At 48.9% G+C, this 14,428-nt stretch carries 12 protein-coding genes and 1 pseudogene; 12 read left to right on the plus strand and 1 reads right to left on the minus strand.

The window, feature by feature from the left end:
- The 5 genes and pseudogenes from R7O12_RS10500 to glpC form a co-directional block, all read left to right on the plus strand.
- Positions 1-400 (plus strand): annotated as a pseudogene (locus R7O12_RS10500) (hypothetical protein); the annotation flags it as partial.
- Between the two features lie 567 nt (positions 401-967).
- Positions 968-1,888 (plus strand): IS5 family transposase, encoded by a 921-nt coding sequence (locus R7O12_RS10505; protein ID WP_025594252.1) that lies wholly within the window; start codon positions 968-970, stop codon positions 1,886-1,888.
- Between the two features lie 608 nt (positions 1,889-2,496).
- On the plus strand, positions 2,497-4,167 hold the full coding sequence (gene glpA / locus R7O12_RS10510; RefSeq protein WP_025594253.1) for an anaerobic glycerol-3-phosphate dehydrogenase subunit A: 1,671 nt from the start codon (positions 2,497-2,499) through the stop codon (positions 4,165-4,167).
- Positions 4,164-5,489, plus strand: coding sequence for a glycerol-3-phosphate dehydrogenase subunit GlpB (gene glpB, locus R7O12_RS10515; protein ID WP_014257458.1), 1,326 nt, complete (start codon positions 4,164-4,166; stop codon positions 5,487-5,489). The genes glpA and glpB overlap by 4 nt, the downstream gene beginning before the upstream one ends.
- Complete coding sequence (gene glpC, locus R7O12_RS10520) at positions 5,486-6,712, plus strand: anaerobic glycerol-3-phosphate dehydrogenase subunit GlpC (RefSeq protein ID WP_004726856.1); 1,227 nt, start codon at positions 5,486-5,488, stop codon at positions 6,710-6,712. The genes glpB and glpC overlap by 4 nt, the downstream gene beginning before the upstream one ends.
- A 146-nt stretch (positions 6,713-6,858) precedes the next feature.
- Here the strand turns inward: glpC and R7O12_RS10525 are convergent, their stop codons facing one another.
- The gene (locus R7O12_RS10525) at positions 6,859-7,332 is read right to left on the minus strand and encodes a DUF4832 domain-containing protein (RefSeq protein WP_025594143.1); all 474 of its coding nucleotides are present in this window, start codon (positions 7,330-7,332) and stop codon (positions 6,859-6,861) included.
- On the opposite strand from R7O12_RS10525, the gene R7O12_RS10530 reads away from it, so the two are divergent.
- The 7 genes from R7O12_RS10530 (at position 7,309) to R7O12_RS10560 (ending at position 14,425) form a co-directional block, all read left to right on the plus strand.
- On the plus strand, positions 7,309-7,722 hold the full coding sequence (locus R7O12_RS10530) for a LysE/ArgO family amino acid transporter (RefSeq protein WP_025594145.1): 414 nt from the start codon (positions 7,309-7,311) through the stop codon (positions 7,720-7,722). The genes R7O12_RS10525 and R7O12_RS10530 overlap by 24 nt on opposite strands.
- 254 nt (positions 7,723-7,976) lie before the next feature.
- Positions 7,977-8,537, plus strand: coding sequence for a hypothetical protein (locus R7O12_RS10535; RefSeq protein WP_042522733.1), 561 nt, complete (start codon positions 7,977-7,979; stop codon positions 8,535-8,537).
- A gap of 11 nt (positions 8,538-8,548) precedes the next feature.
- Entirely contained in the window at positions 8,549-9,064 is a 516-nt protein-coding gene (locus tag R7O12_RS10540) for a hypothetical protein (protein WP_054866402.1), read from the plus strand.
- The gene (locus R7O12_RS10545; protein WP_158157470.1) at positions 9,064-9,876 is read left to right on the plus strand and encodes a hypothetical protein; all 813 of its coding nucleotides are present in this window, start codon (positions 9,064-9,066) and stop codon (positions 9,874-9,876) included. The genes R7O12_RS10540 and R7O12_RS10545 overlap by 1 nt, the downstream gene beginning before the upstream one ends.
- A 128-nt stretch (positions 9,877-10,004) precedes the next feature.
- A complete protein-coding gene (locus tag R7O12_RS10550) occupies positions 10,005-12,677 on the plus strand; it encodes a hypothetical protein (RefSeq protein ID WP_169628948.1) in 2,673 nt (890 codons plus the stop codon).
- A 3-nt stretch (positions 12,678-12,680) separates the two neighbouring features.
- Complete coding sequence (locus R7O12_RS10555; RefSeq protein WP_024703838.1) at positions 12,681-13,028, plus strand: hypothetical protein; 348 nt, start codon at positions 12,681-12,683, stop codon at positions 13,026-13,028.
- Positions 13,025-14,425 carry a hypothetical protein gene (locus tag R7O12_RS10560; protein WP_169628947.1) on the plus strand — a complete coding sequence of 467 codons (1,401 nt, stop codon included), beginning with the start codon at positions 13,025-13,027 and terminating at the stop codon, positions 14,423-14,425. The genes R7O12_RS10555 and R7O12_RS10560 overlap by 4 nt, the downstream gene beginning before the upstream one ends.
- Positions 14,426-14,428: the final 3 nt, after the last annotated feature.

The following is a 14,428-nucleotide window of genomic DNA, read 5'->3' on the forward strand; positions in this document are numbered from 1 at the left end:
TCACTCAATAGCCAAGAATGGATCAAGTGCTGAGTGTCACACTTTTTCTGTCAATAGGGGCTTGGTGAACACTTACCCCAAAGATATGTTGCCAGAGCTATTTGATATTTTTGATAAAGCGAGGATCGCTAGAAACTCAATAGCTCATGGGCTTTGTAAAGGTTTAGCGGGTTGTATCGACACAAAAGTGACGGATTTAGAGTTTATACAGATGGTTCAAGAAGTTATTGAACCCATAGCTCTTGCTGATTACTGGATTTCATATTACTTATCAAAACTTAATCAAGAACCTTTACTGCAAATAAAACCAGAAAATTACCAAAATAAATTTTTAAAATGGGTACTAGATTGCAATAGTGAATATTGGATTCCTTCTCCCCCGTACCCATACAAAATTTGAAAACATGCATCCTTCTTGAATATACATTCGTAAATCGAGAAATTAACTTTTTCTAGATGAGAGGAAATTGAAACTGATTTTTGTCCAGAAGCGACTTACCAATCCAATTAAAATTTCACTCTCACCGCATAACTATTATTAACGTCACATGAGTTATATTTGGGTAAATTACGACTGATTGAAATCGCAAATTTGTTAGACGAAACCAATAATGGGGCATTTCTGTGTTTCATGCCCCATCAGCAAGCCTCTAGATATAAGTTTTCCTGAGCATCGTTTCTTTAACGTCACACAGAAGGGTGATTTACCATCCACGAATGCAACTGCTGGGCTTTATTTAGTGCGATACTAATTTCTTCCAATACTGAGTCAAAACTCTGTTCTGCGATTGATATTTGAGGTAATGGTGTTTCTATGTTTACTGATTTTCCCGACTTTATGATTCGATATCCACTACGTTCCAAACCTTCAAATTGACTTTTGATATCGGCTTTGTTGCTTAAATCGATGGAACTAAATCAAGAAGCTACGATCTGATCGGCTACACCCATTAATCGTCGTAGCCTCATGCCTAAACCTCGTTACAAAACAACTAACTGGACGCAGTACAACAAAGCCTTAATAAACCGTGGCTCTCTGACCTTTTGGATTGATGAGGAAGCGATAGCCGAGTGGAAGCAAAACAAACAAGGCAAGCGCGGCAGACCTCGCCAATTCAGCGACTTAGCCATTACTACTGCACTGATGGTGAAACGCATATTCTCTATGCCGTTGAGAGCACTGCAAGGATTTCTAGACTCGGTATTTAAGCTGGCTAACATCCCGCTAGTTTGTCCCCACTACACCTGTATAAGCCGTCGAGCTAAGGAAGTTGAGGTTTCATTTAAAACTAAAACCAGAGGTGCGATACAACACCTAGCCATTGATGCCACTGGCCTCAAGGTTTATGGCGAAGGCGAATGGAAGGTCAAGAAGCATGGTACTGACGGGAAGCGTAGGGTTTGGAGTAAGCTGCATATCGCAGTAGATACTAGCACCCACGAAATAGTCGCAGCAGAGCTGAGCTTATCTAACGTAACCGATGCCGAAGTACTTCCCAACTTGCTTAAGCAGACACGCCGTAAAATCATTGAGATATCAGGCGATGGTGCTTATGACACAAGGAATTGCCATGATGCCATACGGCTCAAGCGAGCTGTTCCGCTCATTCCGCCACGAGAAGGGGCAGCCTTCTGGGAACGAGGACATCCTCGCAACTTAGCAGTGGGTTGCCAGAAGCTCTACGGCTCTAACAAGAAATGGAAAAAGCGGTATGGTTATCATAAGCGCTCGCTCTCAGAGACAGCAATGTATCGGGTAAAACAGTTGTTAGGTGGGAAATTAAGCCTGAGGGACTACAACGCTCAAGTTGGTGAGACTTACGCTATGATCAAAGCGCTGAACAAGCTTACAGGGCTAGGTATGCCTGAAACTCAGTATGTTGTTTAAGAACTGAACAACATGGGGCTACCATGTCTTCTCATCGAATTAAGCAACAAAGCCTGTTGTTTTGTTCGAGTCATAAGTAAGAGTCCTGTTTATAGTTATGTACACAAACTTTGTGTGGGCAAATCTGACACAGAAGAGCACTCTCGAAAATCGAACAAGGAAATTTATGAGCGTTCGAGCACAAGTTTGTTAATGTCAAACTCGTTTTTTTGTTAATTGGCGCATCATTTTGATCATTTCATCAGTAGGGTTAGTTTTTATCGCGCCATTTTCTAATCAAGAAAACCCTAATAAACTGAGCAATTGCTTATTAAACAAGGCATCATACGTTTTCATTTACCAACAACGTTCTTGACTCCGCTTGCACATCAGACCAGCTCGTTAGCGAATTTATTCCTGTTTTCATCGATTTACATGTAACAAATATGTGCCTAACCCTGTTAAATACCAGCAACATTGTTGGTTAATTTCTCCACACCCACACGAAACAATCACCAAAACTATCAATTTAACGCTCGTTCGCGCTTTTGTGAGCAATATATCGAACGTAAATGATAAAAAAAAACATACTAGTTGTAAGTTTATTAAAGTTGCATAAGGTAAAGGTCATGACGGCTTATCAACGAATGGAAACCGACGTTGTCATCATTGGCGGCGGCGCGACCGGCACAGGCATCATGCGAGACTGCGCATTGCGAGGCATCGCGTGCATTCTGTTAGAGAAAGATGACATCGCCTCCGGCACCACGGGTCGTAACCACGGCTTGCTGCACTCTGGTGCGCGCTATGCCGTCACTGATGCAGAATCGGCCAAAGAATGCATTCAAGAAAACCAAACGCTCAAACGCATCGCTCGCCATTGTGTGGAAGCGACTGACGGCCTATTCATTACCCTGCCTGAAGACGAACTCAGCTTTCAAGACACCTTTATTCAGGCTTGCGGCAATGCCGGTATCGAAGCGACCCGTTTAACGCCAAAAGAAGCACTCGCGCTCGAACCGAACGTGAACCCGGCGCTGATCGGTGCGGTGAAAGTGCCCGACGGCACGCTGGATCCGTTCCGTTTATGTGCCTCGAACGTCCTTGATGCCAAAGAGCACGGCGCGCGCATGTTCAACCGCACCATCGTCACCAGTTTGATTCGCCAAGGCGATACCATACTCGGTGTACGCTGTTTGCAATTGGGCACCAACCAACAGTTTGAAATCTTTGCCAAAGAAGTGATCAACGCCGCGGGCATTTGGGGACAACATATCTGCGAATATGCCGACCTCAACATCAAGATGTTCCCTGCCAAAGGCTCGCTGTTGATCCTCGATTACCGCATCAATAACTTGGTGATCAACCGTTGCCGTAAACCTTCCGATGCCGACATTCTGGTGCCCGGCGACACCATTTCACTTATCGGCACCACGTCCGAACACATTGATTACGACCAGATCGACAACTTGCACGTCACCGAACGTGACGTGGATGTGCTGTTGGCAGAAGGCGCGAAACTTGCGCCGATCATGGCCAATACGCGCGTACTGCGTGCCTACGCGGGGGTACGTCCTTTGGTTTCGGTAGATGACGATGGCAGTGGCCGGAATATCAGCCGCGGCATCGTTTTGCTCGATCACCAAGAGCGCGACGGCCTCAAAGGCCTCACCACCATTACCGGCGGCAAACTGATGACCTACCGCTTAATGGCGGAATGGGCGACCGACTTAGTGGCGAAGAAACTGGGCAACACTCAGGCGTGCGAAACCCACACGCGCCCACTGCCGGGGTCAAACGAAACGCCAAAAGCCATCAAGAAAACCGCCAGCATCGCCAAACCGGTGTATGAATCCGCCATTTATCGCCATGGTGAACGCGCCACGCAATTCTTGTCTGACGATGCCAAGAGCCAAGCGATTATTTGTGAATGTGAAATGGTCACTGCGGGCGAAATTGAATACGCGATTAAACAGCTCGACGTCAACAACTTGGTCGATCTGCGCCGCCGCACTCGCTTAGGCATGGGCCCTTGTCAGGGCGAACTGTGCATCTACCGTGCGGCCAGCCTGTTTTCCGAATATGGTCAGGTCGATGGCTGTCAATCGAGTGAATTGTTGGTCGATTTTCTAGAAGAGCGCTGGAAAGGCATCAAACCCATTTTCTGGGGTGATGCGCTGCGCGAAGCGGAATTCAGCTATTGGATTTACGAAGGATTACTCGGTGCCAGCGACCTGCCCCAGCCCGCTCAATCAGAACACCCTCAAGCAGAACAACAAAAACAGGAGGCGGAATTATGATGCATTATGATGTGGCCGTGATCGGCGGGGGCATTGCGGGTTATACCGCTGCAATTCGCAGCCTGCAAGCTGGCAAAAAAACCGTGCTCATCAATCAGGGTCAAAGCGCGTTACATTTCTCTTCCGGCTCCATTGATGTGCTGGCGAAATTACCAGATGGCAGCGCGGTCACCCACCCGTTTGATGCCCTCGACGCATTACAGCAACAAGCGCCGTCCCATCCGTACAACACGGTGGGTCGTAGCACGCTGCAAAAAGGGCTGGAATGGTTTCGTCAAACGCTCGCCACCGCGAACGTGCCGCTATCGCATCAAGATGATTTGGCCAATCACGGGCGCATCACGCCGCTTGGCACACTCAAAGCGACTTGGCTATCGCAGCCATTTGTTTACCAACACCGCCAAGAAGTTTCGTTTGAGCGTATTGTGGTGGTTTCGATCGATGGCTATCGCGATTTTCAGCCACAAATGCTGAAAGATAACCTTCACCAGCATCCCGATTTTCAAGGTGTGCCGATTCACACGGTCACCCTGTCGATTCCGGGGTTTGACGGATACCGCCGCAACCCAAATGAGCTGCGCTCAATCGACATTGCACGTTTGCTAAAACACGATGCCGCGTGGACCGCGCTATGCGATGGTTTGATGCGTGCAGCCAATCGCAACGACTTGGTGATCATGCCCGCGATCATGGGCAACGGCGATGGCCTAACGCTGCTAACGAAGCTACGCGACACCACGCAACTGCAATTTCACGAAGTGCCGACCATGCCACCATCGCTGCTGGGTATTCGCATTGAAGAGGCGCTCAGTCGCACCTTCCTGCTGCTGGGTGGCATTCACCTCAAAGGCGACAAAGTGGTCAACGGCACGTTTGACGGCGAGCGTCTGGTTAGCCTGCAAACGCAAAACCTGCGCGACATGGCCATCAGCGCCGACAACTACATCATGGCAACCGGCAGCTATTTCAGCCAAGGGTTGCATGCCGAGCAACACGCCATCCAAGAACCGATCTTTGGCTTGCAAGTGACGCATAAACCAGCACGCGTTGATTGGCGCAATCCGGCCTTCTTTGCCGACCGTTCACACCCTTTTATGGCATTCGGTGTCGAAACCAACGCGCAATTGAACCCACAGCGCAGCGGCGTCACCATTAAAAACTTGTACTGCTGCGGCTCCATGTTGTCGGGATACGATCCCGTGTTTGAAGGGTGCGGTGGCGGCGTCGCGATTGGCACCGCCTACCACGCCATCATGCAATGCCTAGAACCTCAATTGTCAGCGTCTCACCCTAACCCATTCGATCAGGAGGTGCTCGCATGAACGCGCCATTTTCAAAAGCTGCTCCTCTGAATACCAGCTTTGACCAATGTATTAAATGCACCGTCTGCACGGTGTACTGCCCCGTGGCAAAAGCCAACCCAGATTACCCAGGCCCGAAACAGTGCGGGCCGGATGGCGAGCGCCTGCGCATTAAAAACCCGGAATATTACGACGAAGCGCTTAAATACTGCACCAACTGCAAACGCTGCGAAACCGCGTGTCCTTCTGGGGTGAAAATCGGCGACATCATCGCCGTCGCGCGGGGTAAACATGGCAAGAAACCGCTCAATCCGAAACTGATGCGTGACTACGTGCTGAGCCACACCGACCTGTTCGGCTCACTGGCCACGCCATTTGCACCAGTGGTGAACTTCGCCACATCGATGCCATTGGTGAAAAAAATCATGCACAAAACCATCGGCGTGCATGACCACAAAGCGTTGCCGAAATACTCGCACGGCACGTTCCGTCGCTGGTTTAAACAAAATTGCACCAGCCAGCCGCTGTATCAGCGCCAAGTCACCTACTTTCATGGCTGCTACGTCAACTACAACCACCCACAATTGGGCAAAGATCTGGTGAAGGTGTTGAATGCGATGAATATTGGCGTGCGCTTGCTGAACAACGAGAAATGCTGCGGCGTGCCTTTGATTGCCAACGGTTTTCATGACAAAGCGCGTAAAAACGCATTGCTGAACGTGAAGAACATGGAAACTGCGGTCAATGAATATCACACCAAAGTGATTTCAACCTCCTCAACTTGCTCGTTCACGCTGCAACAGGAATACCCGCATGTGCTCGGCGTCGACAACAGCCAAGTGTCCAACGACATTGAATACGTCACGCGCTTCCTGCTGAAAGAGTTTATGAATGGCAATGCGCCGAAAATGAAACCGGTCAACCTCAAAGTGGTTTATCACACGCCTTGTCACTTGGAACGCAGTGGCAACGTGATGTTTACCATTGAGTTACTGCGCATGATTCCGGGCCTAGAACTGATTGTCCTCGATAGCGAATGCTGCGGTTTGGCGGGCACCTATGGCTTTAAAGAAGAGAACTATGACGTGTCGATGAAAATCGGCTCGCACCTGTTTGACTCGATCAAAGCCTCCGATGCAGATTTTGCGATCACCGACTGCGAAACCTGTAAATGGCAAATCGAAGAGAACACCGCGCTGGAAACCATTCACCCGGTCAGCTTGCTGGCGCAAGCACTGGCTTAGTCTTCCAACCCCAAAAAGGCGTCTTCAAAGAAAGTCGTTTCAACGCTCAACGTACAAAAAAGCGGGCATTGCCCGCTTTTCTTCTGTCACTTTCGCTTTTCGTTTGCTGCTGTCTATCGCACCACAGCATGGCGAAGGCTGTCGACCTAACGAATGGTCACGTCAGATAAGCGATACCAGCCCGACGCCTGCAACCCTTCATTGGCCAGATTCACTTCTGCCTCAGCATGGCGATCGACCAAAGCCAACTCAAGGTAGTAATGGCCGGTGGGGATCGTTTCAGGCAAAGTGAAACTGCTGGAGGTCGCGTGTTCACCCGGCAGCCAACGCATGACATCTGCGGTTGAGACGTTGAAAAACGCGGTTTCTTCGTCCTCATTCACCAATCGATACGCCAGATAATGGTGCTGATACGGTGGCGCGTTCCCTTCGTTCACAAGCAAGGCCTGAACCGTCATGGTCGCGCCCGGCGTCAATTCAGCAGGGTGCACCAGTGTGTCTACACGCAGACGATAGCCAATTTGAGCCAACGCATCGTCCAACAAATCACGATACTGAGTCGGCACCACGTGCGATTTCAGGTTCAATGTCGAAGCGTGCTGCGCAATCGCCCAATCCAAGCTTTCTGGTATGGCTACCAATCTGCAAAATCAGCTTGGAAAGGTTCAAGTCACCTAGAGTTGGAAAATTCGGACATTGCCCAGAGTTGGTTAAAAGTCGTTTTAATGGCGATGGCTATCACTTTTTTAAATCCACATGTATATCTGGATACGGTGGTGATACTCGGGGGCGTGACTGCTCAAATGGAACCTGATGAAAAACTATTGTTTGTTATAGGGGCACTGATCGCATCAGGGGGCTGGTTTTATGGATTAGTGTATTTGGCTAACAAGTTGATCCCACTTTTTAGTAAGCCAAGAACATGGCGAATTTTAGATTCTGCGATTTCATGCATCATGTGTGGTATTGCATTGAAGCTGGCAGCACCTTTGTTTAGCCAATACATATAGAGCGTCGCGATGAAGCTGCATTTCTATTAACTAAATTGCTCCTGTTAGATTGGACACTGAGTTTCCATACCAGAAGTTATTCGTCCTTTGCTAATTTAAGTAAATACTCTAAACCATTTCTGTCCAAAAATGAGTTTCGGTCTTTGTTGTCCATCGACAATAACAAAGTTTAAATCGCGAGCACTATTGGTTTGAGTTAAGATTCACCAAGCCTATCCCCTATCTCAAAATGCGCCGCCACTACCGGAGCGGCCATGACACCGATTGAACTACTCGAAGACGTGAAAGCGAGATTCCCTATCTTGCTCCACGACGACGAAAAGGCGCTGTTAAGCCTACTGCGTAAAGCGCTGGCCAAGTACCAAGAGATTGCCGGATTTACCACTAAAATCCGCATCCAACAAAGCGACTTAGCCGATAGCAATCAGTTTGAATTACCGTCCGACTTTGCTGCAAGGCTGGTGGTCAAAGATGACCGTGGCCGTTATGTGCGTAGCGAGGTTTGGGGCAACGTTCTTGAACTGAAATTAACAGGCGCAGAAACATTCCCACTGACATTGATGTACATGCAAAACGTACTCAATGAGCCGTTTGATTCGTTCCAGCTTCCAACGCCGTGCATTAGCTTGCTTGGCGACTATCTGGAATTGCTGATCACTATCCCGAACGCAGAGCGTCAACGCCGTATTGCCATAGCTGGCAAGTTGGATGTGACCGATATTGCTGCCGAACCTGACTTAGCCGCACGTAAAGCCGAGATTGAAAACTCAATGCGCGCGAACCGTGCCATTGTTCCACCAGTATCGTTGCTCTAAGCGAGGCGGCCATGAATCCATACATGCAGCTCGCCAAACGCGCGACCAATAACTTTATGAATAAGCCGTGGCTGCAAGGCTGGCAATGGGCGGTAGAAATCGACTCGCCGGACGCGCCAACGGACTTTGATATTTACGTAAAGGATATTGATTTTGGTGCTGGCTCTATCGATGCGGATTCATTCCAAGTCGGTTCTGGCTCGATTGCGCTGCCTACATACAGCAGCGTTGGCGAAATCACGCTAACGGTTCGTGATGACCAAAACCTGACTGTTTCTAAATGGTTTGAAAGCCGAATCAAGAAAGTCAGAAACCAAGACGGCACACTCAACATCCCCAAAGAGTACGTGTTCAAAATCAACATATTCACGCTCAATGAGGACGGCAAAAAGTCACTCTATAAGAGCTATCAAGTCTTTCCTACCAAGATTGGCAACGTGATGTTTTCACGCGAAAACGGCAACCAGATCCAGTCATTCCCGCTCATTCTCCAAAAATTTATGTCTGTAGGTAACAAGGTACTGTAATGCGCATTCCATCATTTCCACTACCAAGTAACATTTCAGAAGTGATTGAGTTTCGAGTCCCAACCGTGGAAGACGCTCTATTGTTCTGCGACCTCAACGAGTACCAAGAGGAAGCCAACACAACTCGCTATCTGAACCACATGCAAGACACCAGTAAGCGCCCTATGAGTGATAGCGGCCTATGGACTGGTGAAGATCGCCGCGCAGCATTGTGGTGGATTTTTATGTCCACCAGCGAGCTAGGCACTATTCCCTTTAGCTATGAGTGCGAGCACTGCAAAAAAACTCACTATCTCGATCTCAATATGGGCGAGCTAATGGAATCGGCCAAAGCGCTCAATGGATTGCCAAAACAAGAGATCACCTTAAGCGTGAAAGGCAAGTCATACCTAGCGAACGTGAAACCACTAACCGGTTACGAAGCGGAGCAACTTGAGAACATTCGCAATGAGCGCGACCAGTACGAACCGGACAGCGCTGAATGGAAGCAGCAAGCGAATCACATGGCGCTCACTGAGCTGGCCTACTGCCTAACGTTCGAAGATCAACCCAAAGACCAAGACGATGCCCTAGTGTGGAAAATCGACCTATTGAAATCGATGTACCTCAACACGGAATTTCGTGTGGCCTTTGCCAAGGTTGAAAAGTGCCTACGCAATGCGCGTCACGGATTGCTCACCAAGTACGACGAGGGGCGTTACTACCTAGTCGCCACCATTCCGCAGTGTCAGAAAGTTATCGAGCAAGGAGGTGAAGCAACTCGAACGTTGCTCTTACCCTTTCGGCATAACGACTTCATTACAACGTTTTGATTACGTTGGTTGGAACGTACTGATTGAGAACTTAACGATCTACGGTGGCCAGCCTATCGATGCGGTATTCAAAACACCTCAAACGATGGCCATAAGCCTAGATAAAGCGCTCCAAGACAAGGTGAAAAATGGACAGAAACCAAACAGAGGTTGATCTTTCACTGGTTGTTGATGCAGTGAAACGAGCCAGTGACAAAGAGCTGACCGTGCTATCTGAGATTAGTCGCAAACTCGATGGCAAGACTCTACCAACGAGCCAACAAAAGGCCGTCCTTGCAGTGGATACAAAGGGCATCGAAAAGGCGGTAACTAAGGGCGTTTCCAATGCCTCTCTTAACGTCTCTACCATTCCGAGCATTAATCCACAAAAAGGATTAACACAACAATCAAGCGGCACACCTAAACCAAGTGCAACCAAGACCAAGCGTACAGGTGAAATTGAGTTGTCATTTGCGCCTAGTCAGCCAGCAGAAACACAAGCTAAGCCGGACGCCAAAGCGATCGAGCAAAGCAGCTCTGTAAGTGGCGTAAAGTCGATTGCTGACACGCTGAAAAGCGAGGACGCGCGCGAGCAAGTAAAACAAGCGCCCGTTGTCGTGAGTGTAGAAGCGCCAGAATTCAATTCTGAACGTTTGGATACTTCAATCCTTGATGATGTGCCAGAGAAGTTAGAAAAGGCTGTCTCTGACGCACTGGCAGAGTTTGAGGGCTATTGGGAAGACGCTAACGGCAAGCTTCGACGCTCCGATGGTCGCTATGCGAGTAAGCAAGAGCAATCGGCTTACAAGAACGCACAGCAAACCGCATTAGAGCGCCAAATTGAAAAGCAAACCGACACGGAAAAGGAAAGCCAGAACGTTTTTGCCAAGGTGGCCACCAGCCTTAAGCAACTGGCCATCAATAACGTGAAAGAGTTCCTACAGGAAGAAAACGACGCGACCGATGCGGCTGGCGCTGCGGCTGGTGGTTCGTTCTTCTACTCCGCTAAAGAGCTTTATCACTTGGGGCAAGACGCTAAAGAAGCATTGGATGATGTGACTGAAAAAGCCACCTCAACCAAGGACAAGCTAAAAGAATCGAAACTAGGCCGACTCTTTACCCGAGGCAAACAAGCGCCAGAGGCAGACAGTCAGGCCGTCACAGCCATAGAGACAGTTAGCCATGAACAACTATCAGCGACAAAAGATTCGTTCGAGACAAGCCATTCAACGCAAATTACGCCTAGTGATCGACCTAACCGTGATGGTGCTAGGGGTAACGATCCTGTCAATCTTGCTAGGGGCGATTCTAGCCGGATAAGCAAGGCCAGTGAGCTAACGAGCACCAAAGATCAGAGCTACCGAGCAAACATGCTTGAAGTGCTCCATGAGTCGAGTGCTGATCGTGAACGCCAGTTTGATGATGTGCTAGACAAGCTCGATGATCTGATTTCGGCAACCAAAGCAGCGGGGAACGATGGCCAAGGTGGTTTATTTGACTTGGCTGGCGATATGTTTGAACGCCGCAATGGTCGTAAAGTTGGCGGTAAGCGTGGCCGAGTTAAATCGGTTATGTCAGGCATTGGCAGCAAAGCCTCAAACGTGGCCAGCAAGGGCGTATCGATGGCGGGAGCTGCCTTTAAAGGTATGTCTAAAATCGGCTCTGTTGCTGGCAAGGCGATCCCTTTCCTTGCTCCGGCCTTAATGGCCTACGATGCGTTTAGCGGATTTACAGACCAAGACAAGCAGAAAGAGACGTTCAACCTCAAAGATGGCCAAGAGGCGACAACTGGCCAGAAAAGCTCAATGGCATTGGCGAACGTGCTCGATTTGGGTGGCCTAGTCAGTGGCGGTGCTGGTTTGCTTGGTTCGGCGCTTGGGGCGTTCGGTTTGGATGGCGCTAAGGAAGCATTAACCTTTGATTCTGGCGATATGGCCAAAAGCATTTACAAGCTATTTGGCGGTGAGGTTGAGGACGACAAAGAGGCTAAGGATTCTAAGGCTGAGAAAGCTCAACCAGAGAAAGAAGAACACCTCAAGAGCGCCGAAGCCTACCACACGGCTCAAGCGTCCGGTGATGAGAGAAGCATGCGCGAGCTTGATGCAAAAAACTCAATTCAAGTGACCTCTCAAGAGGTATCGCATAAGGCCAGCGAGCAAGGCATTAGCTACAAAGAAGCTTACTTAGCTGTAAAAAGAGAAAAACACATTAGCCAGGACAAACGTGTGCAAGTGGCTAATGAAACAGGCATGGATATGTCCGGTATGGTCGAGCATCCCGAGCTTGGCCAAGTTTACTCGCCAGATAAGAAAGCTGAACAAGTGGCCGCCGTCGATGCGGAGATCAAACGCCGTAAAGAGGCTGAGGCCGTAGCCGCACTAACCAAGGCTGCAAACAACACGCAAACCAACAGCGTGACCACAGCCAGCCATGAATCATCCATCAATACCGAGCTAAGTAACCAGAAAACGGACACTCAATCCGTGGTGAAAGTGGACACCGAAAACACCTCGAATAAGACGGTTGCGACTCAATCATCCATTCAACGCAATGAGCGAGTTAGCGAGCTGCAAGCACAGGCAGCAATGAAAGACCTCAAAGAGAGCGGCAAGCCTCAAACCGTGGAACTTAGCAAACATTCACTGGATGCCATTGGGCGCGCGGTTAGCGGCAGTGATAACAACAAACCGACCACTATCTTTGCAGCGCCTAGCGGCAGCTCAAGCAAAGACAAGCCAGCGTCAGCCACTAAGGCTAGCGGCTCTATTCCTCTCAACTTTGATGACCGTTCGTTACAGCGTCAAAGCGCTGATATGGAGTAATAGATGAGCCAAGAAATTGATTACTTACTACGGGTCGATATTGACGGTGTAAAAGTAGCCGATGAGAAACACGCGATCGTTGCGCGCGTCTCTGAATGGCTCGATACACCTCAAGGCCAAGTTTGGGGCGCTCCGCAATGGGGCAACAGATTAGGAACATACAAGCATGAACCAGTAAACGAAACCACAGCAGCAGCTATCGAAAACTCAATCCTATTAACCCTCCCAATTGACGTGAAAGGCGCAGTGGTTCACGGCATTGCCGTAGAGCCAAACGTCAGCGGTATCGATGCCTACAAATTGACGATCGTTGTGAACGGTCAAACGTTGGAAAGAGGTATTACGTTTTGAGTAAGTTAGAAGAAGTCAAAAAGACCTTTAACGAGGCGATTGCTGGTTCAAGCTGGTGGTCGCGTCATATTGGTTCGCAGTTCGTTGACTACCTTTGCTTGTTTGTGGCCAAGATTGTTGAACGTGTGGCAGCGATCAGTAGCCGTGCATTACAAGAGTCTTATTTGACGTTAGCCACTAAACGCACCTCCATTTTGGCGGGTGCTGAAACTGAGGGCTATGTAGGTCGAAAAGCAGCGCCATCGAAAGGCCGTGCGCTAGTGACCAATACCGGAACTAAGCGCGTTACCTTGCCGAAATACAGCCAATGCGTTGCTGGCAACCAATTACGCTACACGCTAATGGAAGCCATCGATCTCATGCCACAGGAAAGCGCGTCTGTAGAGGTTCAACAGTTCGAAGTGTCCAAGATGACCTACACGGTCGATGAGGGGCATAACTGGTTAGCCGTTGCGTTCCCACAAGAGCTGACGAAGCGCATTCATAACATCATTGTGCGCGTGAACGGTGAAGTGTGGGAGCACGTCTTTAAGTTTCGTAATACGGACGGCAAATCCAAAGCCTACATGGAATATTACAAGCCAACCGACCAGCTAGGCGTTCGTTTTGGTAACAACAATAACGGTCGCGCGCCAGCTACGGGCGATGTGATTGAGTTTGAGCTATGGCTGACTAATGGTGTAACTACCCTACTCGATGCGCAGCCTTTAGAGCTCATCGATATGGGTATTCAAAGCGCCTATAAAGACCAGCTCGCCATTAAAACGGCCACCAGCATTATCGGTGGTGCAGAGCCAGAGGATATTGAATCTATCCGAAACAACGCCCTTTACTCGCCAATCTATGACGAGCAGATTGCGTGGGACTCGGATTACATGACCTTTGTTAAGCGTAATGTTTCGGGTGTTACTTGGTTGTCTATTTGGGGCGAAGCGGAGCAGGAAAAACTCACTGGAAAACCTGACGTTCGCAACATCAACACGATCTTTATTTGCGCTTACTCTGCCGATAAAACCGATGAGATTTTGAATAAGGAAATCCAAGATCTATTCGCTGGCCGTGAGGGCTATAACGAGCGCTATAAGCTGGTGGAGCGCAAGGACGTGCCATTTACGGTGACGGTCAAAGGCAAGCTTTACCCAAACTCAAATCCAGAATGGGCGACAAAGGTATTGGCCGATGCGTTGGATGCGAAATTTGGTAAGCAAGCGAGCCGTAATGAGCGTATTACCAAGAACCAGGTTTGGGATGTGATCCAAGACCTCAACGCGACATTAGGCATTAAGGAATTTGAGGTTGAGGTAGTCGGTATTCTTGACCGTATCCCTATCGATACTTACCACTACTTGAATGTGAGCACGTCAACAATTCAACTGAATTACGACTACTCACTATAAAAG

The sequence above is a fragment of the Vibrio sp. Vb1574 genome, from assembly GCF_033338675.1.

Coding starts and splice junctions, on each gene's coding strand:
- R7O12_RS10505 (WP_025594252.1), top strand. CDS start 968: ATGCCTAAACCTCGTTACAAAACAACTAACTGGACGCAGTACAACAAA.
- glpA (WP_025594253.1), top strand. CDS start 2,497: ATGACGGCTTATCAACGAATGGAAACCGACGTTGTCATCATTGGCGGC.
- glpB (WP_014257458.1), top strand. CDS start 4,164: ATGATGCATTATGATGTGGCCGTGATCGGCGGGGGCATTGCGGGTTAT.
- glpC (WP_004726856.1), top strand. CDS start 5,486: ATGAACGCGCCATTTTCAAAAGCTGCTCCTCTGAATACCAGCTTTGAC.
- R7O12_RS10535 (WP_042522733.1), top strand. CDS start 7,977: ATGACACCGATTGAACTACTCGAAGACGTGAAAGCGAGATTCCCTATC.
- R7O12_RS10540 (WP_054866402.1), top strand. CDS start 8,549: ATGAATCCATACATGCAGCTCGCCAAACGCGCGACCAATAACTTTATG.
- R7O12_RS10545 (WP_158157470.1), top strand. CDS start 9,064: ATGCGCATTCCATCATTTCCACTACCAAGTAACATTTCAGAAGTGATT.
- R7O12_RS10550 (WP_169628948.1), top strand. CDS start 10,005: ATGGACAGAAACCAAACAGAGGTTGATCTTTCACTGGTTGTTGATGCA.
- R7O12_RS10555 (WP_024703838.1), top strand. CDS start 12,681: ATGAGCCAAGAAATTGATTACTTACTACGGGTCGATATTGACGGTGTA.